The organism is Rhizobium sp. KDH_Rht_773_N (assembly GCF_052946295.1).
In genome coordinates this window covers 447,021-468,933 of the sequence record NZ_CM129525.1, presented here as the reverse complement: position 1 = coordinate 468,933, position 21,913 = coordinate 447,021, and the positions used below count along the sequence as shown (strand labels likewise).

Annotated in this window: 17 protein-coding genes; 7 read left to right on the top strand and 10 right to left on the bottom strand. The window is 63.0% G+C overall.

The genetic code is table 11. From position 1 onward, the window contains the following. Positions 1-46: 46 nt before the first annotated feature. Together uvrC and ACU8HS_RS02415 are read right to left on the bottom strand one after the other, a co-directional pair. Positions 47-2,089, bottom strand: a complete 2,043-nt coding sequence (gene uvrC / locus ACU8HS_RS02420; protein WP_112565970.1) for an excinuclease ABC subunit UvrC — start codon at positions 2,087-2,089, stop codon at positions 47-49. After that, complete coding sequence (locus ACU8HS_RS02415; RefSeq protein ID WP_447015344.1) at positions 2,086-2,853, bottom strand: SDR family oxidoreductase; 768 nt, start codon at positions 2,851-2,853, stop codon at positions 2,086-2,088. Before ACU8HS_RS02415 ends, uvrC begins: the two co-directional genes overlap by 4 nt. Before the next feature lie 364 nt (positions 2,854-3,217). Here ACU8HS_RS02415 and ACU8HS_RS02410 point away from each other — a divergent pair, with 364 nt between their 5' ends. Beyond that, positions 3,218-3,850: an outer membrane protein gene (locus ACU8HS_RS02410; protein ID WP_112565976.1), complete on the top strand. Its 633-nt coding sequence runs from the start codon at positions 3,218-3,220 to the stop codon at positions 3,848-3,850. A gap of 76 nt (positions 3,851-3,926) precedes the next feature. On the opposite strand, the gene ACU8HS_RS02405 is transcribed toward ACU8HS_RS02410, so the two are convergent. Continuing rightward, positions 3,927-4,523 (bottom strand): glutathione S-transferase, encoded by a 597-nt coding sequence (locus ACU8HS_RS02405; protein ID WP_112565979.1) that lies wholly within the window; start codon positions 4,521-4,523, stop codon positions 3,927-3,929. Positions 4,524-4,580: 57 nt separating this feature from the next. After that, complete coding sequence (locus ACU8HS_RS02400) at positions 4,581-5,450, bottom strand: 23S rRNA (adenine(2030)-N(6))-methyltransferase RlmJ (RefSeq protein ID WP_112704991.1); 870 nt, start codon at positions 5,448-5,450, stop codon at positions 4,581-4,583. A gap of 17 nt (positions 5,451-5,467) precedes the next feature. Here ACU8HS_RS02400 and ACU8HS_RS02395 point away from each other — a divergent pair, with 17 nt between their 5' ends. Together ACU8HS_RS02395 and ACU8HS_RS02390 are read left to right on the top strand one after the other, a co-directional pair. Beyond that, positions 5,468-7,669 (top strand): molybdopterin-containing oxidoreductase family protein, encoded by a 2,202-nt coding sequence (locus ACU8HS_RS02395; protein WP_447015343.1) that lies wholly within the window; start codon positions 5,468-5,470, stop codon positions 7,667-7,669. Further along, positions 7,666-8,256 (top strand): NUDIX domain-containing protein, encoded by a 591-nt coding sequence (locus ACU8HS_RS02390; RefSeq protein ID WP_447015342.1) that lies wholly within the window; start codon positions 7,666-7,668, stop codon positions 8,254-8,256. The genes ACU8HS_RS02395 and ACU8HS_RS02390 overlap by 4 nt, the downstream gene beginning before the upstream one ends. A 90-nt stretch (positions 8,257-8,346) precedes the next feature. On the opposite strand, the gene purN is transcribed toward ACU8HS_RS02390, so the two are convergent. Both purN and purM read right to left on the bottom strand, forming a co-directional pair. Next, on the bottom strand, positions 8,347-9,012 hold the full coding sequence (gene purN / locus ACU8HS_RS02385) for a phosphoribosylglycinamide formyltransferase (RefSeq protein ID WP_112756817.1): 666 nt from the start codon (positions 9,010-9,012) through the stop codon (positions 8,347-8,349). After that, positions 9,009-10,082, bottom strand: a complete 1,074-nt coding sequence (gene purM, locus ACU8HS_RS02380) for a phosphoribosylformylglycinamidine cyclo-ligase (protein WP_112565993.1) — start codon at positions 10,080-10,082, stop codon at positions 9,009-9,011. The genes purN and purM overlap by 4 nt, the downstream gene beginning before the upstream one ends. A gap of 244 nt (positions 10,083-10,326) precedes the next feature. On the opposite strand from purM, the gene ACU8HS_RS02375 reads away from it, so the two are divergent. The 4 genes from ACU8HS_RS02375 to ppx all read left to right on the top strand — a co-directional run bounded on the left by ACU8HS_RS02375 (position 10,327) and on the right by ppx (position 15,958). Continuing rightward, positions 10,327-11,451: an AI-2E family transporter gene (locus ACU8HS_RS02375; protein WP_112565996.1), complete on the top strand. Its 1,125-nt coding sequence runs from the start codon at positions 10,327-10,329 to the stop codon at positions 11,449-11,451. Then, positions 11,444-12,157, top strand: coding sequence for a DnaA regulatory inactivator HdaA (hdaA, locus tag ACU8HS_RS02370; RefSeq protein WP_112756815.1), 714 nt, complete (start codon positions 11,444-11,446; stop codon positions 12,155-12,157). The genes ACU8HS_RS02375 and hdaA overlap by 8 nt, the downstream gene beginning before the upstream one ends. Before the next feature lie 65 nt (positions 12,158-12,222). Next, positions 12,223-14,427, top strand: a complete 2,205-nt coding sequence (locus ACU8HS_RS02365; RefSeq protein WP_112566002.1) for an RNA degradosome polyphosphate kinase — start codon at positions 12,223-12,225, stop codon at positions 14,425-14,427. 10 nt (positions 14,428-14,437) lie between these two features. Then, a complete protein-coding gene (ppx, locus tag ACU8HS_RS02360; protein WP_447015341.1) occupies positions 14,438-15,958 on the top strand; it encodes an exopolyphosphatase in 1,521 nt (506 codons plus the stop codon). Positions 15,959-16,074: 116 nt separating this feature from the next. Here ppx and ACU8HS_RS02355 read toward each other — a convergent pair whose 3' ends face one another. The 4 genes from ACU8HS_RS02355 to ACU8HS_RS02340 form a co-directional block, all read right to left on the bottom strand. Then, the gene (locus ACU8HS_RS02355) at positions 16,075-17,433 is read right to left on the bottom strand and encodes an esterase-like activity of phytase family protein (RefSeq protein WP_447015340.1); all 1,359 of its coding nucleotides are present in this window, start codon (positions 17,431-17,433) and stop codon (positions 16,075-16,077) included. Between the two features lie 110 nt (positions 17,434-17,543). Beyond that, positions 17,544-18,605, bottom strand: coding sequence for an adenylate/guanylate cyclase domain-containing protein (locus ACU8HS_RS02350; protein WP_447015339.1), 1,062 nt, complete (start codon positions 18,603-18,605; stop codon positions 17,544-17,546). A 341-nt stretch (positions 18,606-18,946) separates the two neighbouring features. Beyond that, a complete protein-coding gene (gene rnd, locus ACU8HS_RS02345; RefSeq protein ID WP_112566011.1) occupies positions 18,947-20,098 on the bottom strand; it encodes a ribonuclease D in 1,152 nt (383 codons plus the stop codon). Between the two features lie 212 nt (positions 20,099-20,310). Next, the gene (locus ACU8HS_RS02340; RefSeq protein WP_447015338.1) at positions 20,311-21,702 is read right to left on the bottom strand and encodes a multicopper oxidase family protein; all 1,392 of its coding nucleotides are present in this window, start codon (positions 21,700-21,702) and stop codon (positions 20,311-20,313) included. Positions 21,703-21,913 lie beyond the last annotated feature (211 nt).

Below are 21,913 nucleotides of genomic sequence, written 5' to 3'. Positions count from 1 at the left end.
TTCTGTTTTTTCGCCGCCTTTGCGCGGAATTTGCGACCGACGCCGCCTATTTCGCGGCATCGTCGTGAAAATGATTGTAGACCTGCCTGGCGACGGCCTCGGAAATGCCCTCCACCGCCATGAGATCGGAAAGTGCTGCGCGCGAAACCGCCTTTGCCGTTCCGAAATGCTGCAGCAGCGCCCGCTTGCGCGAAGGCCCGATGCCGCCGATCTCGTCGAGCGGGTTCTTGACCATCTCCTTCTTGCGCCGCGCCCGGTGCGAGCCGATCGCGAAACGGTGCGCCTCGTCGCGCATGCGCTGGATGAAATAGAGAACCGGATCGCGCGGCGGCAGCGTGAAGCTGCCCTTGCCGGGGGCGAAGAAACGCTCGCGGCCGGCCTCGCGGTCCACGCCCTTGGCGACGCCGATCGCAATCACGCTGTCGGTAATGCCGAGCTCTTCGAGGATTGCCCGCACCGCCGTCATCTGCCCCTGGCCGCCATCGATCAGGATCACGTCGGGCCAGGCGGGGAAGGGCATGTCGGCCGCGTCGGCGGCTGAGACCTGCGCCGTTCGATCCGGAATGCCTTCCTCCTTGAGCAGGCGCGAGAAACGCCGCGTCATCACTTCGCGCATCATGCCGAAGTCGTCGCCGGGCGTGATGTCGGTCGATTTGATGTTGAACTTGCGATACTGGTTCTTCACGAAGCCTTCAGGCCCGGCGACCACCATGCCGCCCACCGCATTCGTGCCCATGATATGCGAGTTGTCGTAGATCTCGACGCGCTGCGGCACATAGGGCAGGCCGAACGTTTCCTTGAAGCCTTCGAGCAGCCGCGATTGCGAGGCAGTTTCCGCCAGCTTGCGGCCGTGCGCCTCGCGGGCATTGGCGATGACATGCTCCACGAGATCGCGCTTTTCGCCGCGCTGCGGAACGAGGATCGAAACCTTGTGGCCTGCCTTTTCGCTGAGCGCGGCGGCAAGCAGCTCCAGCTCTTCGACCGTTTCCGACAGCATGATCTGCCGCGGCACCGGCTTGTCGTCGTAGAACTGCGCCAGAAACGCGTTCAGCACCTCGGCACCGGAAAGCTGCGGGTCGGCCTTCGGGAAATAGGCGCGGTTGCCCCAGTTCTGGCCGGTGCGGAAGAAGAAGACCTGGATACAGGAAATTCCGCCCTCGTGGTGGATGGCAAAAACGTCCGCTTCCTCGACGCCGGCAGGATTGATGCCCTGATGGCTCTGCACATGCGACAGTGCGGCAAGACGGTCGCGATAGATCGCGGCCCGCTCGAAATCGAGCTCCTCGGCGGCGGCGTTCATCGCCTCCGCCATATGCTCCTTCACCTTCTGGCTCCTGCCGGAGAGGAAGTCCTTGGCCTCCTGCACCAGTTCCGCATAGCCCTCGTCGCTGACCTCATGCGTGCAAGGCCCGGAACAGCGCTTGATCTGGTAGAGCAGGCAGGGGCGGGTGCGCGTTTCGAACACGCTGTCGGTGCAGGTGCGGATCAGGAAGGCGCGCTGCAGCGAGTTGATCGTGCGGCCGACGGCCCCGGCCGAGGCGAAGGGACCGAAATAGTCGCCCTTGCGGGCGCGCGCGCCGCGATGCTTGAAGATGGCGGGTGCGCGATGATCGCCCGTGATCAGGATATAGGGAAACGACTTGTCGTCGCGCAAGAGCACGTTAAAGCGCGGCCGCAAGCGCTTGATAAGATTCGCTTCGAGCAGCAGCGCCTCGGTCTCCGTCCGCGTCGTGACGAATTCCATATTGGCGGTCTGGCGCACCATCTGGGCGATGCGGTTGGAATGCACGCGGCCCATGGCGTAGTTGCCGACGCGCTTCTTCAGGCTGCGGGCCTTGCCGACATAGAGCACGTCGCCCGCCTCGTTGAACATGCGGTAGACGCCGGGGCTGTTCGGCAGGCGCTTGACGAATTCGGCGATCAGCTCCTGGCCGACAAGGCCGGTTTCGTTGACGCTGCCGGCATTCCAGTCGATTGACGCAGAAATCGGCGAGGCGGAGGCATCGCCCTCCACCTCGATCATATCGTCGTCGCTGTCGTCGGTCTCGTCGTAAAGAACACCGCCATCCGGCAGCTTCTTGGCATTCATTCCTTGATCTCCAGCACGTCGGGCGTCTGCCACGCGAGATGCTGGCCGCCGTCCAGTGCAATCATCTGGCCCGTGATCGAAGGGGTCTCGAACAGAAAACGAATCGTTCGGCCGAATTCCTCAAGCTCAGGCCCTCGCTTCAAGATAAGGGCTGCGACCTGCGCTTGGAAGTCTTCCTGCAATTGCCGTTCGCTCGGCACGGATGGGCCGGGGCCGATCGCGTTGACGCGGATGCGCGGCGCCAGCGCCTGCGCCATGGTCTGCGTCCCCGTCCACAGCGCCGATTTCGACAGGGTATAGGAGTAGAAGCTTGGCCGCAGCGCCCAGACGCGCTGGTCGATAATGTTGACGATCAGCCCCTCATGCGCTTCCGGCAGCTGTTCGGCGAATTTGGCGGCAAGGATCGACGGTGCGCGCACATGCACGGCGAAATGCTCGTCCCAGACCGCGACGTCGAATTTGCGCAGCGAATCCTCGAGGAAAATCGATGCGTTGTTGACGAGCAGATCGATCGGCCCGAGCGCCGCGCAGGCCTGTGCCACAAGCCCGGCGGTCTCGTCGATTTTGGCAAGATCGGCCTTGATCGCAACCGCCCGATGACCCTTCTGCCGCAATTCCGCCACAAAATCCTCGGCCTCGGCGAGCGAGCCGTTGGCATGGATCGCAACCGAAAATCCATCGGCAACAAGGTCTTCGGCGATCGCCCGGCCTATTCTTTTGGCGGCACCCGTCACAAGCGCCGCGCGAAGTCTTTTCTGGGTCAAGATGCTGCCTTCTGGTCCTGCGAGTCTGTTTGCTGACTATATAAGGGCAGGCCCCGATTATATAAATAGGCCGAAAGCATTGCCAATACGGCCCGGATATTCTATGTATTATTTGGCGGTGCGATTTATTAAAATAAGTATTGTAAGTTTAACTGATTATTATCCTTAATAAACGGTATGTTGCAACCAAGCAACATCGAATTTCCGCCGCCGCAGAGCCACAATGATATCACAATTTGGCTCTTTCAAATCCGCATTTGCATTCCAATTTCACTCTCGAACCGGAAGGGACATTTAGTAATCCCCCGTGAATGCTTCGCCGAAGTTTGAGTTGACGAGCGCGCGGGACTGAAAGGAGACAAGTATGCGTATACTCTTTGCTGGCCTCATGGCTTCCGCTCTCGCCGTTGGCGGTTTCTCGGTCGCGCAGGCAGCCGATGCCGTGGACCAGGTCCCGCAGGCGCCGGTCGCCGAGGATACCCCGGCTCCGGTCAATAACTGGCAGGGCTTCTACCTCGGTGGTGCCGCGACCTACAACATGGGCAGCTTCGGTCACGACCGCGACACCTATGATTGGGGCGGCCAGCTCTTCACCGGCTACAACTTCCAGCAGGGCCAGATCGTTTACGGCGCCGAAGCCGATCTCGGCTATGGCAATGCCGACGTCACCGAAGGCGGCATCAAGAACAAGACCGGCTGGAACGGCTCCGTCCGCGGCCGCGTCGGTTACGACCTGAACCCCTTCCTGCTGTACGGTACGGCAGGTCTGGCGCTCGCCGACACCAAGGTTTCCGACGGCACGTCTTCCGACAGCAAGACGGCTTACGGCTACACGGTCGGCGCCGGTGTCGAAGCCTTCGTGACCAACAACATCACGACGCGCCTCGAATACCGCTACACCGACTACCAGGACAAGGACTACAACCTCGACTCCGGCAGCGTTTCGCGCGGCTTCGACGAAAACAGCGTCAAGGTCGGTATCGGCGTCAAGTTCTGATACGGATGACATCCAGCATGAAAAAAGCCGGGCCTCGCGCCCGGCTTTTTTGTGCCCTCCGTCGAGGGCGGCTTGCTCAGGTCTGCGGCTTCAGCTGCTCGTAGCCGTCGAAGGCCTTCTTGAATTCCCGCAGCCAGCCGGTCAGCTCGGCATGGTCCTCTTCCCACTGGCCCTTGAAGCGCAGATCGAGATAACCGATCGTCGCGGCGAGCGCGAAATGCCCGCCATGCAGCTTCTTGCCGATCTTGGGCGCGTTGGCGGCCAGATAGTTCAGCGCGGTCTCGACCTTCTTCCACTGCCGGTCGATCCAGGGCTGATGCACCTTCTCCTCATCGCGGAAGCGGCGCTCGTAGACGATTGCCAGCAGGCAGTCGCACACACCGTCGCAGAGCGCTTCCAGCACTTCCGAATCGGTACGCTTGCCCTTCTTGGAAGGATAGAGCGCGCCCTTCGTCAGCCGGTCGAAATAATGCATGATGGCGATACTGTCGAAGACGGAGGTGCCGTCATCCGTCAGCAGCGTCGGGATCTTGCCGAGCGGATTGTTGTCCACCAGGATCGCCGGCCCCGCATTCGTATCGACCCGGATTTCCGTGACCTCGAGGCCAAGATGGCGGGCGGCCATGCGCACCTTGCTGGAAAAGGGGGAGGTCGGGGAGCAGAGAAGCTTCATGGGGCACCTTTTGGATATGCGGACGGAGCCGGACTATTCCCGAGCGCCGAGAGTCGGTCAATCTGCCTTGGCAGGCTTCGTCTCTCCGCGCAGCCAGAAGGCGCGTTGCGAGGCGAAACGGTCCTGCGCCAGATGGTCCTTCAAGGCCGGCAGCAGCTGGTGCAGCTCGTCCTTCAGCGTGAAGGGCGGGTTGACGATGACGAGGCCCGAACCGGTCAGCCCCGTGGTCTCGCGGTCGCTGCGCACGGCAAGCTCGGCACAGAGCATCTTCGGGATTTCGGTCGCCTGCAGCGCCTCGTGGAACTGCTTGATCGGCGCGCCCTTCTTCAGCGGATACCAGAGGCAATAGGTTCCGCCCGGAAAGCGCCGGCAGGCCCTGGCGAGGCCGTCCACCAGCCGTTCATATTCGCCGTCTTCCTCGAAGGGCGGATCGACGAGCACGATGCCGCGCTTTTCCTTGGGCGGCAGATGCGCGCCGAGCGCCAGCCAGCCGTCGAGTTCGGTGATGCGCGCGTGATGATCGCCTTCGAAGACGCGATGCAGCCGGAGATAGTCTTCCGGGTGCAGTTCCATTGCCGAAAGCCGGTCCTGCGGCCGGAAGAGCATGCGCGCGAGCTTCGGCGAGCCGGGATAGAAGCGCAGGCCGCCCTCCGGGTTCAGCGCGCGGATTACGCTGAGGTAGGGTTCCAGCAGCTCGGAAACCTGCGGCCCGAGATCGGTCTCCAGCAGTTTTCCGATGCCGCCCTGCCATTCGCCGGTCTTCTGCGCCTCCTCGGCGGAAAGGTCGTAGAGGCCGATTCCGGCATGCGTGTCGAGCACGCGGAAGGCGGCGTCCTTCTTCTGCATGTAACGGATCAGCCGCGCCAGCACCGCATGTTTCAGCACATCGGCAAAATTGCCTGCATGATAGATGTGGCGATAGTTCATTTTCGCTGATGCCTGTTATGAATTCGGATGACGGGGAATTTTTGTGCCTTTTGGCCGCTCAAGCCTTGGCATATAGAAATCGCATGAACATTGCGACCCCCATCCATGCCAAATCCCGCATCGGTCACACGGCCTGTCCGCACGACTGTCCCTCCACCTGCGCACTGGAGGTGGATATCACGCAAGACGGCCGCGTCGGCCGTGTGCGCGGCGCCAACGACCATTCCTATACGTCGGGTGTCATCTGTGCCAAGGTCGCCCGTTACGCCGAGCGCCTTTATCACCCGGACCGCCTTATGCATCCGCTGCGCCGCACCGGCGCCAAAGGGGCGGGGCAATGGCAGCAGGTTTCCTGGGACGATGCGCTGGACGAGATCGCCGAAGCTTTCGTGAAGGCCGAGGCCAGGGACGGCAGCGAGGCGGTCTGGCCCTATTTCTACGCCGGCACCATGGGCTGGGTGCAGCGTGACTCGATCGAGCGCCTGCGCCATGCCAAGCGCTATTCCGGCTTCTTCTCCTCGATCTGCACCAATCCCGCCTGGACCGGTTTCACCATGGCGACCGGCATGCTGCGCGGCCCCGACCCGCGCGAGATGGCGCGCGCCGATTGCGTCGTCATCTGGGGCACGAACGCGGTCGCCACGCAGGTCAACGTGATGACCCACGCGGTCAAGGCGCGCAAGGAACGCGGCGCCAGGATCGTCGTCATCGACATCTACGACAATCCGACGATGAAGCAGGCCGACATGGCCCTCGTCGTCAGGCCCGGCACCGATGCGGCGCTCGCCTGCGCCGCCATGCACATCGCCTTCCGCGACGGTTATGCCGACCGCGCCTACATGGCGAAATATGCCGACGATCCCGCCGGCCTCGAAGCGCATCTGAAATCGAAGACGCCGGAATGGGCGGCAGCGATCACCGGCCTTTCGGTCGAGGAGATCGAAGCCTTCGGCAAGCTCGTCGGCACGACGAAGAAGACCTTCTTCCGCCTGGGCTACGGCTTCACCCGCCAGCGCAACGGCGCCGTCGCCATGCATGCGGCCGCCTCGGTCGCCACCGTGCTCGGCTCCTGGCAATATGAGGGCGGCGGCGCCTTCCATTCCAACAGCGATATTTTCCGCATGAACAATGCGGAACTGACCGGCAAGTCGATGAAGGATGCCGATATCCGCATGATCGACCAGTCGCAGATCGGCCGGGCGTTGACGGGTGACGCCGTCGCCCTTCGCCATCGCGGCCCGGTTACGGCCATGCTGATCCAGAACACCAATCCGGTGAATATCGCCCCCGAACAGCGGCTGGTGAAGCGCGGCTTTGCCCGCGACGACCTTTTCGTCGCCGTCCACGAGCAGTTCATGACCGAGACGGCCGAAATGGCCGATATCGTCATCCCCGCCACCATGTTCGTCGAGCATGACGATATCTACCGTGCCGGCGGCCAGAACCACATCCTGCTTGGGCCGAAGCTCGTCGAGCCGCCGGAGACCGTGCGCACCAACCTCTTCGTCATCGAGGAATTGGCAAAGCGCCTCGGCGTCGCCGACCGTCCCGGCTTCGGCTTCACGGCGCGCGAAATGATCGATCGCGTCCTGGCGGCAAGCGGCCTGCCGGATTACGACCATTTCCTCGAACACAAGTGGTTCGACCGCCAGCCGGCCTTCGAGGAAGCGCATTATCTCAATGGCTTTGCCCATGCCGACGGCAAGTTCCACTTCCGTCCCGACTGGGTGAACGGAGCGGCACCGAACAAGCCGCCTGCCTCCGTCGGCACGCTCGGCCCCTATGCCGAGCTGCCGAGTTTTCCGGACCAGGTCGATGTCATCGAGCTTGCCGATCCCGAGCATCCCTTCCGCCTGGCGACTTCGCCGGCGCGCAACTTCCTGAATTCGAGCTTTTCGGAAACGAAGACCTCGCGCCAGAAGGAAGGCCGTCCGGAAGTGATGGTCAATCCTGCCGATGCCGAGGCGAACGGCATCGGCGACGGCGATCTCGTCCGCATCGGCAATCGGCGCGGCGATCTGCGCATCCATGTGCGCGTGACGACCGAGGTCAGGCCCGGCGTGCTGATTGCCGAGGGCCTCTGGCCCAACAAGGCGCATGTCGATGGCGAAGGCATCAACGTTCTCACCGGCGCCGATCCCGTCGCGCCCTATGGCGGCGCAGCCGTGCATGACAACAAGGTCTGGCTTCGCAGGGACGCCGACAGGGACACGGTATGACGCAATCGAAAGCAAAAGTGGAAATCGCCGGCAAGGAAACCCTGTCCGACGGCTGGACGAAGCTGACCGGCTACCAGATCGACTATACCGACCGCAACGGCGTGACCCATCGCCTGCCGCGCGAGGTCTATCACCGCACGCCCGCCGCCTGCATTCTGCTCTATGATCCCCGGCGCGATGTCGTCGTGCTGGTGAAGCAGTTCCGCCTGCCGGCCTATGTGAACGGCGATCCCGCCTGGATGATCGAGGTCCCCGCCGGCCTGCTCGACGGCGACGAACCGCAAGCCGCCATCTGCCGCGAGGCGATGGAGGAGACGGGCTACACGGTCCGCGACGTGCGCTTCCTCTTCAAGTCCTACACCGCGCCGGGCTCGATCACCGAAGTCGTGCATTTCTTTGCGTCGACGGTCGATACCGCCGACCGGACATCGGACGGCGGCGGCCTTGAGGAAGAGCACGAGGATATCGAGGTGCTGGAGGTGTCGCTGCCGGAAGCCCTTGCGATGGTCGAAAGGGGAGAGATCGTCGATCTCAAGACGATCACGCTGCTGCAATGGACCGTGCTGAACAAGGCGAGCCTCGCCTAGCCTGAAGGACTGGCGAGGTTCTCGTCCCGAGCAGCCTTTTGCAGACGGGCATCGGCGGTCACGATCAGCGCTGGGCTTCGCGGCGCCGTTTTAGTCGGCGATCAGCGAAATCAACTGCGATTTGGGAGCGGTGCCGGAAGCTGCCGTCCCGACCGCTCTTCCGCCTTCCATCTTCACCTTGCCCTCGGCGAAAAGGCGGAGCGCCTGCGGATAGAGCTGGTGTTCGATCGTCAGCACGCGTCCGGCCAGCGCCTCGGCGGTATCGCCTGCAAGCACCGGCACCGCGGCCTGGCCGATCACCGGGCCTTCGTCCATGCCTTCGGTGACGAAATGCACCGTGCAGCCGGCAATCCGCATGCCGGCATCGATGGCCCGCTGATGCGTGTGCAACCCCGGAAAGAGCGGCAGCAGGGAAGGGTGGATATTGATGATGCGGCCTTCGTGGCGCTGGATGAAGGCGCCCGAGAGGAGCCGCATGTAGCCGGCAAGGCAGATAATGTCGGGCGACAGCGCCTCGAGCGCGGCAAGGATCGCCGCCTCGTGCTCGTCCTTGCTCCCATAGTCCTTGCGCACGAAGGCGAAGGTGGCAATGCCCTCGGCGGCAGCCTTGGCCAGCCCGCCGGCATCCGCCCGGTCGGAGATCACGCCGACGATCTCGGCGGGATAGTCCTCGGCCTTGGCCGCCTGCACCAGCGCCATCATGTTGGAGCCGCTGCCGGAAATGAAAACGACGGTGCGTTTGCGCGGCGAACTCATAGGGCGAGCGTGCCCTTGTAGATCGTGCCGGCTTCGCCCTCGGCGCGGGCGACCATGCGGCCGAGCGTCACCACCGTTTCGCCTTCGGCCTCGAGCACCTTGGAGACGTCAGCGACATTCTCCGGCGCGACGACGACGATCATGCCGATGCCGCAGTTGAAGGTGCGCAGCATCTCCCTGGCTTCGACCCCGCCCGTCCTGGCAAGCCAAGAGAAGACCGCCGGCGCCTTGACGGCGGAAAGGTCGATCTCGGCGGCGAGATGCTTCGGCAGGACGCGCGGAATATTTTCCGGGAAACCGCCGCCGGTAATATGGGCAAGCGCCTTCAGCGCCCCCGTCTCGCGGATCGCTTTCAACAGCGGCTTCACATAGATGCGTGTCGGCGTCAGCAGGGCTTCGCCGAGCTTCTTGCCTTCGGCAAAGGGGGCGGCCGCATCCCAGCCGAGGCCGGACAGCGAAACGATCTTGCGCACCAGCGAGAAGCCGTTCGAATGAACGCCGGACGAGGAGAGGCCGAGAATGACGTCGCCTTCGGCAATATCGCCGGAAGGCAGCAGCTTGCCGCGCTCGGCGGCACCCACGGCAAAGCCGGCGAGGTCATAATCGCCGGAGGAATACATGCCCGGCATTTCCGCCGTTTCGCCGCCGATCAGCGCGCAGCCCGCCTCGCGGCAGCCGGCGGCGATGCCGCCGACGATCGCCGCACCCTGGTCCGGATCGAGCTTGCCGGTGGCGAAATAGTCGAGGAAGAAGAGCGGTTCGGCGCCCTGCACGACGAGGTCGTTGACGCACATGGCGACAAGGTCGATGCCGACGGTGTCGTGATAGTCGGCGTCGATGGCGATTTTCAGCTTCGTGCCGACGCCGTCATTGGCGGCGACCAGGACCGGATCGGTGAAGCCGGCGGCCTTGAGGTCGAAGAGGCCGCCGAAGCCGCCGATCTCGCCATCGGCGCCCGGCCGGCGCGTGGAGCGGACGGCTGGCTTGATCTTCTCCACCATCAGGTTGCCGGCATCGATATCGACGCCTGCATCGCTATAGGTCAGGCCGTTTTTTCCAGACTGGCTCATGCTGATCTCCGGAGGATTTAAAGCTGCGGATAAAGGACCGCGTCACATGCCGGTCGCAATTGCATGAGAGTGCGCTTTATGCAAGCGTTGCAAGGGAAAAGCCCCCATTTTCCAGCTAATCCCTGTGCGCTTTCCGGATTCGGCGCAACAGGGTTGACCATCTTCGTGCCTCCATCCTATGTGCTGAAACGGCCGGAGCCGCTGGAATGCGGTCGGGGCAGGGCGTGCGATCAGCGGGGAAGCGATGCCACAACAAGTCAGCGGAACGATCCTGAAGCGCCAGATCATCTTCTGGGTGGCGGTCCTGCTCACCTTCATCGCCTTCCTCTATATTTTCAGCTCGATCCTGCTGCCCTTCATTGCCGGCATGTCGATCGCCTATTTCCTCGATCCGGTGGCCGACAGGCTGCAGCGGCTGGGCTTGAGCCGCCTGATGGCGACCATCCTCATCCTCGTGGCCTTCGTCATCATCTTCGCGCTGGCGCTGGTGATCCTCATCCCGGTCCTCATCAACCAGTTCAACGATTTCGCCCAGCGTGTGCCGGGCTATGTCAGCCAGCTGCAGCAATTCATCGCCAACTACCAGGATTCCATGCTGCCCGGCTGGATCAGAAGCCAGCTCGGAACCATCAAGGACAATTTCTCGGGCATCCTGTCGGAGGGCATGGGCTTCCTGACCGGCCTCTTCTCGCAGATCTGGAATTCCGGCAAGGCGATCGTCGACGTCATTTCGCTGCTCGTCGTCACCCCGGTCGTCGCCTTCTACATCCTGCTCGATTGGGACCGCATGGTCGCCAAGGTCGATCAGTGGGTGCCGCGCGATTATGTGAGCGACGTGCGCCAGATCGCCAGGGAAGTGGATCAGGCGATTGCCGGCTTCATTCGCGGGCAGGGCTCGCTCTGCCTGATCCTCGGCATCTATTATGCCCTGGGCCTGTCGATCGTCGGCCTGAATTTCGGCCTGCTCATCGGGCTTTTTGCCGGCATGATCAGCTTCATTCCCTATGTCGGCTCGCTGGTCGGCCTCGTGCTTGCGGTCGGCGTGGCGCTCGTCCAGTTCTGGCCTGACTATATCTGGATCGCAGCGGTTCTCGCGGTCTTCTTCTCCGGCCAGTTCCTGGAAGGCAATATCCTGCAGCCGAAGCTCGTCGGCTCCAGCGTCGGCCTGCACCCCGTCTGGCTGATGTTTGCACTCTTTGCCTTCGGCGCGCTCTTCGGTTTCGTCGGCCTGCTCGTCGCGGTGCCGGCCGCTGCCGCCGTCGGCGTGCTTGTCCGCTTTGCGCTTTCGCGCTACCTTCAAAGCGATCTCTACTATGGCGGGTCGCCGGGCGACCGGGCCGCGAAGATGAAATCAGTTTCCGATGAATGACGTGAAGAACGCTGATCCGAAGCGCAGGGCCGGAGAACAGCTTCCGCTGGCCTTTTCGCATGACGTTGCCACCGGACGCGACGATCTCCTGATCTCGGAGCGGCTGGCCGCCGCCGTTTCGATCGTCGATGCCTGGCCGCACTGGCCCTCGCCGGTGGTCATTCTTGCCGGTCCCGTCGGCTCCGGCAAAACGCATCTCGCCGGCATCTGGAAGGAGGTGAGCGGAGCCAAGCTCATCCATCCCGACGCCGGTTCCGACGCCGCGATCACGGCCGCCAATGGCCCTGTGCTTTTCGAGGATGTCGATCGTACGGGCTTCGACGACGCCACGCTCTTTCATGTCATCAACAGCGTGCGGGAAAACGGCACCAGCCTGCTGATGACGAGCCGCCTCTGGCCCATGTCCTGGCCGGTCACGCTGCCCGATCTGCGCTCGCGCCTGAAGGCGGCGACGGTCGTGGAGATCGGCGAGCCCGACGAGGAACTGCTGTCGCAGGTCATCGTCAAGCTCTTCGCCGACCGGCAGCTTTATATAGATGACAAACTCGTCCTTTATATCGTCAATCGCATGGAGCGGTCGCTCAACGCCGCCCAGACGATCGTCGAAAGGCTCGACCGGCTGGCGCTTTCCAGAGGCACGGGCATTACCCGTTCGCTTGCCGCCGAAGTATTGAATGAATTGGGCAATTCCGGCTCGGGCGATTGACTGTCACAGTTCCGTCGTGAAACTGATATATTCGCCGAAGCCGATAAAAGCAGGGTGAGTGGACCATGGATAGCGCATATCAGGAACATCAGGAATCCACTCCGGACGACAGTGCCGGCCTGCCGCCGCTGGAGCAGCTGCTGTCGAGCCCCGAGCGCTTCATCAACCGTGAATTTTCCTGGCTGCAGTTCAACCGCCGTGTGCTTGAGGAAACGCTGAACACCGAGCATCCGCTGCTCGAGCGCGTCCGCTTCCTGTCGATTTCGGCCGCCAACCTCGACGAATTCTTCATGGTGCGCGTTGCCGGCCTCGAAGGCCAGGTGCGCCAGAGCATCGTCATCAAGAGCCCGGACGGCCGCACGCCCGCCGAGCAGCTCGATTCCATCCTGAGCGAGATCGATCACCTGCAGATGGAGCAGCAGGCTTCGCTTGCCGTGCTGCAGCAATATCTCGCCAAGGAAGATATCCTGATCGTGCGTCCGGGCGCCTTGAGCGATACCGATCGCCAGTGGCTGGCAAACGAGTTCGAGCAGTCGATCTTCCCGGTGCTGACGCCGCTCTCCATCGATCCCGCCCACCCGTTCCCGTTCATTCCGAACCTCGGCTTCTCGATTGGCCTGCAGCTCGTCAGTCGGAACGGCCGCGAGCCGATGACGGCGCTCCTGCGCCTGCCGCCGGCCCTCGACCGTTTCATCCGCCTGCCGGACGATCGCAACACGATCCGCTACATCACGCTGGAAGACGTCGCCAATATTTTCATCCACCGGCTCTATCCCGGCTACGAGGTGCAGGGCTCGGGTACGTTCCGCGTCATCCGCGACAGCGATATCGAAGTCGAGGAAGAGGCCGAAGATCTTGTGCGCTTCTTCGAGACCGCGCTGAAGCGCCGCCGCCGCGGCAAGGTCATCCGCATCGAGACGGATTCCGAAATGCCGGTTTCGCTGCGCCAGTTCGTGGTCCAGGCGCTCAGCATTCCGGACAACCGCGTCGCCGTCCTGCCCGGCCTGCTGGCGCTCAACACGCTGTCCGAAATCACCAAGGCGCCGCGCGACGACCTGCGCTTCCCGCCCTACAATGCGCGATTTCCCGAACGTGTCCGTGAACATGCCGGTGATTGCTTCGCCGCCATCCGGGAAAAGGACATGGTGGTCCACCACCCTTACGAATCGTTCGACGTGGTGGTCCAGTTCCTTCTCCAGGCTGCGCGCGATCCTGATGTTCTGGCGATAAAGCAGACGCTCTACCGGACTTCCAACGACAGCCCGATCGTGCGCGCCCTGGTCGATGCCGCCGAGGCCGGCAAGTCGGTGACGGCACTGGTCGAACTCAAGGCCCGCTTCGACGAAGAGGCCAATATCCGCTGGGCGCGCGACCTGGAGCGCGCCGGCGTACAGGTCGTCTTCGGCTTTATCGAGCTCAAGACCCACGCCAAGATGTCGCTGGTCGTGCGCCGCGAAGAGGGCAAGCTGCGCAGCTACTGCCATCTCGGCACCGGCAACTATCATCCGATCACCGCGAAGATTTATACCGACCTGTCCTTCTTCACCTGCAATCCCGTCATCGCCCACGACATGGCGAACATCTTCAACTTCATCACCGGTTACGGCGAGCCGGAAGAAGGCATGAAGCTGGCCGTTTCGCCTTACACGCTGCGCTCGCGCATCCTTCGCCACATCAACGAAGAAATCGAGCATGCCCGCAACGGCCGTCCGGCGTCGATCTGGATGAAGATGAACGCGCTGGTCGATCCCGATATCATCGACGCGCTCTATACGGCGAGCCGTGCCGGCGTCGAGATCGATCTCGTCGTGCGCGGCATCTGCTGCCTGCGCCCGCAGGTGCCCGGCCTTTCCGACAGGATCCGCGTCAAATCGATCGTCGGCCGTTTCCTCGAACACAGCCGCATCTTCTGCTTCGGCAATGGTCACGGCCTGCCGTCGGACAAGGCGCTTGTCTATATCGGCTCGGCCGACATGATGCCGAGAAACCTCGACCGCCGCGTCGAAACGCTCGTTCCGTTGACGAATCCGACCGTCCACGAGCAGGTTTTGTCACAGATTATGCTGGGCAATGTGATTGACAATCAACAAAGCTACGAGATATTGCCCGACGGTACGTCGCGGCGCATGGAAGTGCGCAGGGGCGAAGAACCGTTTAATGCGCAGCAATATTTCATGACCAATCCCAGCCTGTCCGGCCGCGGTGAAGCTCTGAAATCGAGTGCGCCGAAGCTGATCGCCGGGCTGCTCGAAGGCCGGAACAACAAGTAAACTGGACCTAATGGTTGAATCTGAAGCCCAGGGGCGACTTCCGGGAATCGCCCCGGTCTCCGTTGTCGATATCGGATCGAACTCCATCCGTCTGGTCGTCTACGAAGGCCTGTCACGTTCGCCCACCATCCTCTTCAACGAAAAGGTCCTTTGCGGTCTCGGCAAGGGCATAGCCCTGACCGGCAAGATGGATGAGGAAAGCGTCGCACGCGCGCTGCAGGCCCTTCACCGCTTCAAGGCTCTCTCCGACCAGGCGCGCGCCGCCACGATGTATGTGCTGGCGACGGCCGCCGCCCGCGAGGCGAGCAACGGTCCCGATTTCATCCATCGGGCCGAGACGATCCTGCAGCGCCACGTCCGCATACTCTCGGGCGAGGAAGAGGCGCGCTTCGCCTCGCTCGGCATCATCAGCGGCTTTTTCAATCCCGACGGCATTGCCGGCGATCTCGGCGGCGGTTCTCTGGAACTCATCGATATCAAGGGCAAGGATGTCAGTGGCGGCATTACCCTGCCGCTCGGCGGCCTGCGCCTGTCCGAATATGCCGGCGGCTCGCTTGCCAAGGCGCGCGCCTTTGCCCGCAAGCAGGTCAAGACCGCCAAGCTGCTCTCCAAGGGGGAGGGGCGCACCTTCTATGCGGTCGGCGGCACCTGGCGAAACATTGCCAAGCTGCACATGGAGATCACCCGCTACCCGCTGCACATGATGCAGGGCTACGAAGTCTCCCTCGAGGGGATGACGCAGTTCCTGGATCAGGTCGTCACCGCCAAGGATTCCAAGGAGCCTGCCCTGCAGGCGGTTTCCAAGCATCGCCGTTCGCTGCTGCCCTTCGGCGCCATCGCCATGAAGGAAGTGCTGAACGCCATGAAGCCTTCGGTGATTTCCTTCTCCGCGCAGGGCGTGCGCGAAGGCTATCTCTATTCGCTGCTTTCCGAATCCGAACGCCGCACCGATCCTCTGCTCGTCGCTGCCGGCGAGCTTGCCATCCTGCGCGCCCGCTCTCCGGAACATGCCCGTGAGCTGGCCGACTGGACCGGCCGCATGATGCCGTTCTTCGGCGTTCAGGAGACCGAGGAGGAAAGCCGCTACCGGCAGGCCGCCTGCCTGCTGGCCGATATCAGCTGGCGCGCCCATCCCGATTATCGCGGCGCCCAGGCGCTGAACGTCATTGCGCATTCCTCCTTCGTCGGCATCAGCCATCCCGGCCGCGCCTTCATCGCGCTGACGAACTACTATCGCTTCGAAGGCCTGCATGACGACGGCTCTACCGCGCCGCTCGCCTCCATCGCCGGCCCGCAATTCATCGAACGTGCCAAGCTGCTCGGCGGCATGCTGCGCGTCGTCTACCTCTTCTCGGCCTCGATGCCGGGCATCGTGCGCAACCTGACCTTCCGCAGGTCCGCGTCTCCCGATTTCGATCTCGAATTCGTGGTCCCGCACGAATACCGCGATTTCGCCGGCGAGCGCCTCGATGGCCGCCTGCAGCAATTGTCGCGGCTGACGAACAAGCGGCTGGCGTTCCGCTTCGAATAGGCAGCCTCGCCGCCCCCGGTCCAGGCCCCGATCCAGGCCCAGGTCCAGGCAGGTGACGGCAAAACAAAAGGGCGGCGCCGTCGCACCGCCCTCCCGATCGTCCAGCTGGCTGCAGATTACTTCGCGTTCAGGAAGTCGCCGACTTCGAGGCTGCTGAACTCGTTGTTGTCAGCCTTGTTGACGGCGCGACCGGCCGAGAAGGGCAGGTTGTTGTCGTTGCCGATGATGATGTGCGTGGCATCGACGCGGTCGACGTTTTCGATCGTCACGAAGGGCATGTTGTAGACGCCGGGCATATCGCCGGCCTTCTTCTTGTTGTCCGGGTCCTGGATGTTCAGGAGATCGATGTAACCGATCTTGCGAACGGCCTTGCCGACATTGGCGTCGTTGAACTCGATCTTGTAGACGCGCTTCAGCTCGGCCGGAGCTTCGAAGCAGTCCGGCTTCGGCTGCTTGGGATCGGCGCAGGCCTTGTCCTTCGTGCCGGCGCCGTTGTCGCGTTCGATCACGAGAGCGGTGCTGTCGTCGAGCATGTTGAAGTCGCCGATCGAAACGCCCTTGTCTTCGAACGGGTAGAGCCAGCTGCGGCCGGTCCACTTCTTGGAAGCGACATCGAATTCGATGACGCGGATGGCGGTGTGGCCGTCAACCGATTCCATCTGGCCGTCATCCTTGTAGATGGCGCCTTCGAGCAGGCCGTAGAGCTTGGAGCCGTCCTTCGACATGGCGAGGCCTTCGAAGCCGCCGGAGCGCTTCAGGTTGAAGGCCGGGTTCTTTGCCACCGGGTTGCCCGGCAGCTGGATCAGCGCGTTGTCGGGCGACAGGACCGGCTTGCCATCGAGGGTGGTCGGGATGACGTCCGTCAGGCGGCCTTCGGTGTCGATCTTCAGGAGGTAGGGGCCGAATTCGTCACCGAGCCAGAAACCGTCGGCGACCGGCTGCACGGATTCGATGTCGAAATCGGCGCCCGTGAGGTAACGCGTGTCGGAGGCTTCCGTCACGATCGGGAACGGAGCGATCTTGTTCGGGTCGGACAGGAAGATGTTCTTGACCACGTCGATCTTGTTGGCGTTCCAGTCGAACTTCAGCTGATGCAGGAACAGCATGGAATCGGACGAGGTGAACTTCGAGCCGAAGCCGTTGTCGGAGAGCGTCCAGAACGTGCCGTCGGGCATGGTCTTGATGCCGGAGAAGCCCTGGATCGGCTGGCCGTCGAGCGGCAGCTTCACGTCGGTGACACGGGCGCCGTCCTTGCCGTCAATCGTGCCGAGCTTTTCGGTGCGCTTGCGGTCCGGGGTCGTGAATTTGCCGGAGGTCTTGAGGAAGGCCGGCGCATCGGCCGGAGCCGGAACGACCGTGTTGGCGGGCAGGATGGCCTGGCCGGTGAGCTTTGCCGGGAAAAGCTGCTGGTCGGCGGAGGCGGAGCCTGCGACGAGCATGAAAAGTGATACGGAAGCAAAAAGAACGTTCTTCATGATGTCCCCATAGAACGGATTGCAAAAGCGCCATCCGCTTAGCAGGGCATTCATGTCGCCACATTGACGATTGGGTGAAGCTTTGGTGACGAGTGCATCAAGCCGCGGCGTCAGCCGCGCCGCAGCGTTGCAGGCTGGTTGAGAACGGTGACGGCCCGTGAGGAAAGGGCGATGACATCCAGCCCCTGGCCGCGGCCGCGCACGGCGTGATTGCCGAGGTTTTCGCCGACGATCTCCTCCGGCAGCGTCATGCGCTGGGCAAGCTCGGCGGAGATCAGCACGGGCCGGTTCAGCGTCCGGCAGAGCGACTCCAGCCGCGAGGTCGTATTCACGGTATCGCCGAAGAAGCTGATCTTGTGGTGGTCGACCCCGACTTCGGCGGTGATGACGCTGCCGCCGTGCAGGGCGGCCCTGAGCTTCGGCACATGGCCGTAGCTCTTCTTCCAGCTTGCGGCATTGGCGTCGATATCGGCGAGGATATCGAAGAGGCAGCGCACGCAGCGCGCATCCCTGGTGCCGCGCGCCAGCGGCCATGTAATGATGGCCGCATCGCCGACATAGTCGTTGATCATGCCCTTATGGCGCCGCACCGGCTCGGCAAAGGCGGCAAAGAGCGAACTTAGAAGCTGCTGCGCCCGCAGGTCCCCATGCTTTTCGGCAAAGGCGGTGGACTCGGCAAGATCGATGAACAGGAAGACGCGCTCCTCCTTGACCGGCCGGCGGTAGCGGCTGACCAGCATGCTGATGAAAACCTCGCGCCCCAGCAGTTCGCGCACCCTGAGCAGGAAGATCAATGTGGCGCAGACGGCGAGCGCGTAGAGAAAGACGTCGAACGGCATGATCAGCACGTGGATCATCTCCGGCGGCTTCAGGACGCCGAGCAGCGCAAGCAGGAGGCCCGCCGCCGCAAAGCCGATGCTCATCAGGATTTCGTAGATGACGAGTTCGGAGACGATGAAGAGAAGGGTCGGCAATCTCTGAATGCGCCGGTAGAGGCCGCGCAGAAACACCTTCCGTTCGAAGGCGAGGATCGGCATGCCGATGAAGAGCGCGAATACCGCTCCGATGATCGGCGTCTGGCCGGTATAGAAATACAGATCGTAGACCACGCCGCTGAGAGCCAGGACGAGCGCAATCAGGATCCAGTTCTGCGCCGGGGATATCTCTCTCATGCCGCCCTTTCGCCGAAGCACTTCATTCCGCTATTCTTTCCTGCGCGGTGCGGTGGTCAAGAGGTTTCGAATTTAAAGCATGTCGCGCAAAAGTGTGCGGCGGTTTTGCGGCGACGACATGCGTCAAGCAAAGCATGTCGCGCAAAAGTGTGAAGCGGTTTTGCGACAACGACATGCGTCAAGCAAAGCATGTCGCGCAAAAGTGTGAAGCGGTTTTGCGGCACCGACATGCGTCAAGCAAAGCATGTCGCGCAAAAGTGTGAAGCGGTTTTGCGGCGACGACATGCGGGAAACAACGGCTCGAACCGTTGCGGGCAGGCCCTGACGGCAGCGACACGCCTTTAAGCGGGCAGGGCGACGGTTTCGACCTTGCGGCCGGCAAAGCGCAGGGCGATTTCGCCGCGGATGAGCTGCAGCGCCGGCTCGCCGAAGAGATCGCGCCGCCAGCCGTGCATGGCCGCTACCTCTGCCTTTTCGCCCTCGGCCGCGATCTTGTCCAGATCGTCGCTGTTGGCGATCACCTTGGGCGCAACGCCGTGCTTTTCGGAGATCAGCTTCAGCAGCACCTTGAGAAGTTCGACGGCCGCTGCCGCGCCTTCCGGCGGCTGCGCCTGACGCGGCACGTGCGGCATGTCGGAGCGCGGCAGCGCCAGCGCGGCGTTGACCGCTTCGAGCACGGCGGTGCCGGCGGCCGAGCGCTCCCAGCCCTTCGGGATGGTGCGCAGGCGGCCGAGCGCTTCGGCATCCTTCGGCTGCTGCTGGGCGATCTCGTAGATCGCGTCGTCCTTCAGCACGCGCGAGCGCGGCACGTTGCGCGACCGCGCCTCGCGCTCCCGCCAGGCGGCGACAAATTTCAGGATGGCGAGTTCCTGCGGCTTGCGCAGGCGCAGCTTCAGCCGCTGCCACGCATCGTCAGGGTGGATATCGTAGGTCTCGCGCGATTCCAGGATGTCCATCTCCTCGCGCAGCCAGGAGGCGCGGCCTTCGCGCTCCAGTTCGGCCTTGAGGTAGAGATAGGCGTCGCGCAGATGGGTCACGTCGGCCAGCGCATATTCGAGCTGCTTGTCGGACAGCGGCCGGCGGCTCCAGTCCGTGAAGCGCGAGGACTTGTCGATATGGACGTTCTTGGTGCGGCTGATGAGCTGGTCGTAGGAAACGCTGTCGCCGAAGCCGCAGACCATGGCGGCGACCTGCGTGTCGAAGATCGGGTGAGGGATCAGGTTGCCGCGATTGAAGATGATTTCGATGTCCTGCCGCGCCGCGTGAAACACCTTCAGCACGTTGGGATTGGCCATCAGCTCGAAGAAGGGCGACAGGTCGATGTCTTTCGCCAGGGGATCGACCAGCACCTCCACCGTCGGGCTCGCCATCTGGATCAGGCACAGTTCCGGCCAGAAGGTGGTCTCACGCAGAAATTCAGTATCGATAGTAATGAAATCGGACTTGGCCAGCTCTTTGCAGGCGGCCGCCAGATCGGCGGTGGTTTCGATCATGTCAATTCATTCGTCAGGAAGAGGTCGTCTAACCTTCCTTCCCCTTTCGACGGGATATGTCAATACGGTGAGAGGACTTAGCCTCGGCGAAGCCTTATTCGCCGGGGTGAAGACGGTGTTTTCTGCGATTGCTGCGTTCGTTCGCAGGCACAGCCACCCTAACATGCGGCTCCAGCCGGATCGCCGGGGCGATAGCCGGAAGCCGTGCACTGTCAAACCACGCGAACATAGCTCGTCATGCCCGTCTTCTGGTGCTCGATAATATGGCAATGCAGCACCCAGTCGCCGGGATTGTCGGCGACGAAGGCGAGCTGCACCTTCTCGTCGGGCTGGATGAGATAGGTATCGGAGACGAGCGGCATCACCGCGCGCGTCGAGGAGGAGATGACGGTAAAGCTCATGCCGTGGAGATGGATCGGGTGCGTATGGGGCGTCACGTTCTCCAGGTTGAAGACGTAGCTCTTGCCAAGCTTCAGCTCGGCGAGCGGTGCGGTCGGATCGGCCGTATCGCCCGGCCACGGCACCTTGTTGATGGCCCAGAAGCTGTAACCGAGCGTGCCGCAGATGCTGTCGACGGCGGCGTTCTCGGCGGTCGCTGAAAGGACCAGCGGGATCTCCTCCGCCGAAGAGAGGTCGGCCTTGGCCACCGGGTTTTCCGCCAGCGGGCCGAGGTCACCGATATCGCGCTTCAGCGATTGTCCGCTGGCGCTGAGGCGCGCGAGCACCTTCGGCGTCGTGCCGCGAATATCTTCCAGCGTTGCGACCGCGCCTTCGCTGTCGGGCATGCGGACGGCGAGGTCCAGCCGCTGTCCCGGCCCGATCTGCAGCAGGTCCAGCGGGAAACGCTTCGGTACCGGGTTGCCGTCGATGGCGATCACGGTCGCATCGGCGCCTTCCATCTTCAGCTGGAAGATGCGGGTCACGTCGGTGATGACGATGCGCAGGCGGATCAGCCCGCCCGATGGTGCGTCATATGTCGGCTCCTGATGCCAGTTGGCGGTGCGGATCGTCCCGTAGGTGCCGGCCTTGGCCGCATCGCGCGGGCGGAAGGGGGCGATGAACTGTCCGTCGCCGCCAAGCCGCCAGTCACGCAGGTTGAGCACGACCTCCGCGTCGAAGACCGGATCGGACGGATCTTCCACCACGAGCACGCCCGTCATGCCGTGGCCCATCTGGGTCAGCGTGTTGCAATGCGGGTGATACCAGAAGGTGCCGGCATCCGGCGGCGTGAAGAGATAGTCGAATTTGTCGCCCGTATAGACGTAGGGCTGGGTCAGGAACGGCACCCCGTCCATCCTGTTGTCGATGCGCAGCCCGTGCCAGTGGATCGTCGTCGGCTCGTCGAGGCTGTTGGCGAGCCGCGCCGCATAGGGCTTGCCTCTCGGCATGCGCAGCACTGGCGGCAGGCCGCCATCGCCCCATGTCATGATGTCCCGGGTGGGAGCGGCATCAACGATCTGCGCCTCGGTCTTGCGCGCCGTCAGCACGCGCGGCTCGGGCGCTGCCTGCGCCATCCCGAACCGCCCCGCGATCGCCATGCCCGCACCGTAGGCGCCGGCGACGGCGGAAGCCTTGATGAGGTTGCGGCGCGTGAGCAGGGGCATCGGAAACTCCGTCTTGATGATGCCTCCTTTTAAAGTTGACTACCGTCTTCATCAATATGCCGCCCGCGGCCAAACTGCCGCAGCGCCAGCCTCCGGCCGCCTCCGAAACGCGGGGGCAAACGGCCCGTCGGCAGCGCCAAGCCTTGACAAATCAGAGCGTCCATGCGCTTGTCCGCCCGATTTTCTTGTCGGCGCCGCGGGTCCTCGGGCC

Coding starts and splice junctions, on each gene's coding strand:
- uvrC (WP_112565970.1), bottom strand. CDS start 2,089: ATGAATGCCAAGAAGCTGCCGGATGGCGGTGTTCTTTACGACGAGACC.
- ACU8HS_RS02410 (WP_112565976.1), top strand. CDS start 3,218: ATGCGTATACTCTTTGCTGGCCTCATGGCTTCCGCTCTCGCCGTTGGC.
- ACU8HS_RS02405 (WP_112565979.1), bottom strand. CDS start 4,523: ATGAAGCTTCTCTGCTCCCCGACCTCCCCCTTTTCCAGCAAGGTGCGC.
- ACU8HS_RS02400 (WP_112704991.1), bottom strand. CDS start 5,450: ATGAACTATCGCCACATCTATCATGCAGGCAATTTTGCCGATGTGCTG.
- ACU8HS_RS02395 (WP_447015343.1), top strand. CDS start 5,468: ATGAATTCGGATGACGGGGAATTTTTGTGCCTTTTGGCCGCTCAAGCC.
- ACU8HS_RS02390 (WP_447015342.1), top strand. CDS start 7,666: ATGACGCAATCGAAAGCAAAAGTGGAAATCGCCGGCAAGGAAACCCTG.
- purN (WP_112756817.1), bottom strand. CDS start 9,012: ATGAGTTCGCCGCGCAAACGCACCGTCGTTTTCATTTCCGGCAGCGGC.
- purM (WP_112565993.1), bottom strand. CDS start 10,082: ATGAGCCAGTCTGGAAAAAACGGCCTGACCTATAGCGATGCAGGCGTC.
- ACU8HS_RS02375 (WP_112565996.1), top strand. CDS start 10,327: ATGCCACAACAAGTCAGCGGAACGATCCTGAAGCGCCAGATCATCTTC.
- hdaA (WP_112756815.1), top strand. CDS start 11,444: ATGAATGACGTGAAGAACGCTGATCCGAAGCGCAGGGCCGGAGAACAG.
- ACU8HS_RS02365 (WP_112566002.1), top strand. CDS start 12,223: ATGGATAGCGCATATCAGGAACATCAGGAATCCACTCCGGACGACAGT.
- ppx (WP_447015341.1), top strand. CDS start 14,438: ATGGTTGAATCTGAAGCCCAGGGGCGACTTCCGGGAATCGCCCCGGTC.
- ACU8HS_RS02355 (WP_447015340.1), bottom strand. CDS start 17,433: ATGAAGAACGTTCTTTTTGCTTCCGTATCACTTTTCATGCTCGTCGCA.
- ACU8HS_RS02350 (WP_447015339.1), bottom strand. CDS start 18,605: ATGAGAGAGATATCCCCGGCGCAGAACTGGATCCTGATTGCGCTCGTC.
- rnd (WP_112566011.1), bottom strand. CDS start 20,098: ATGATCGAAACCACCGCCGATCTGGCGGCCGCCTGCAAAGAGCTGGCC.
- ACU8HS_RS02340 (WP_447015338.1), bottom strand. CDS start 21,702: ATGCCCCTGCTCACGCGCCGCAACCTCATCAAGGCTTCCGCCGTCGCC.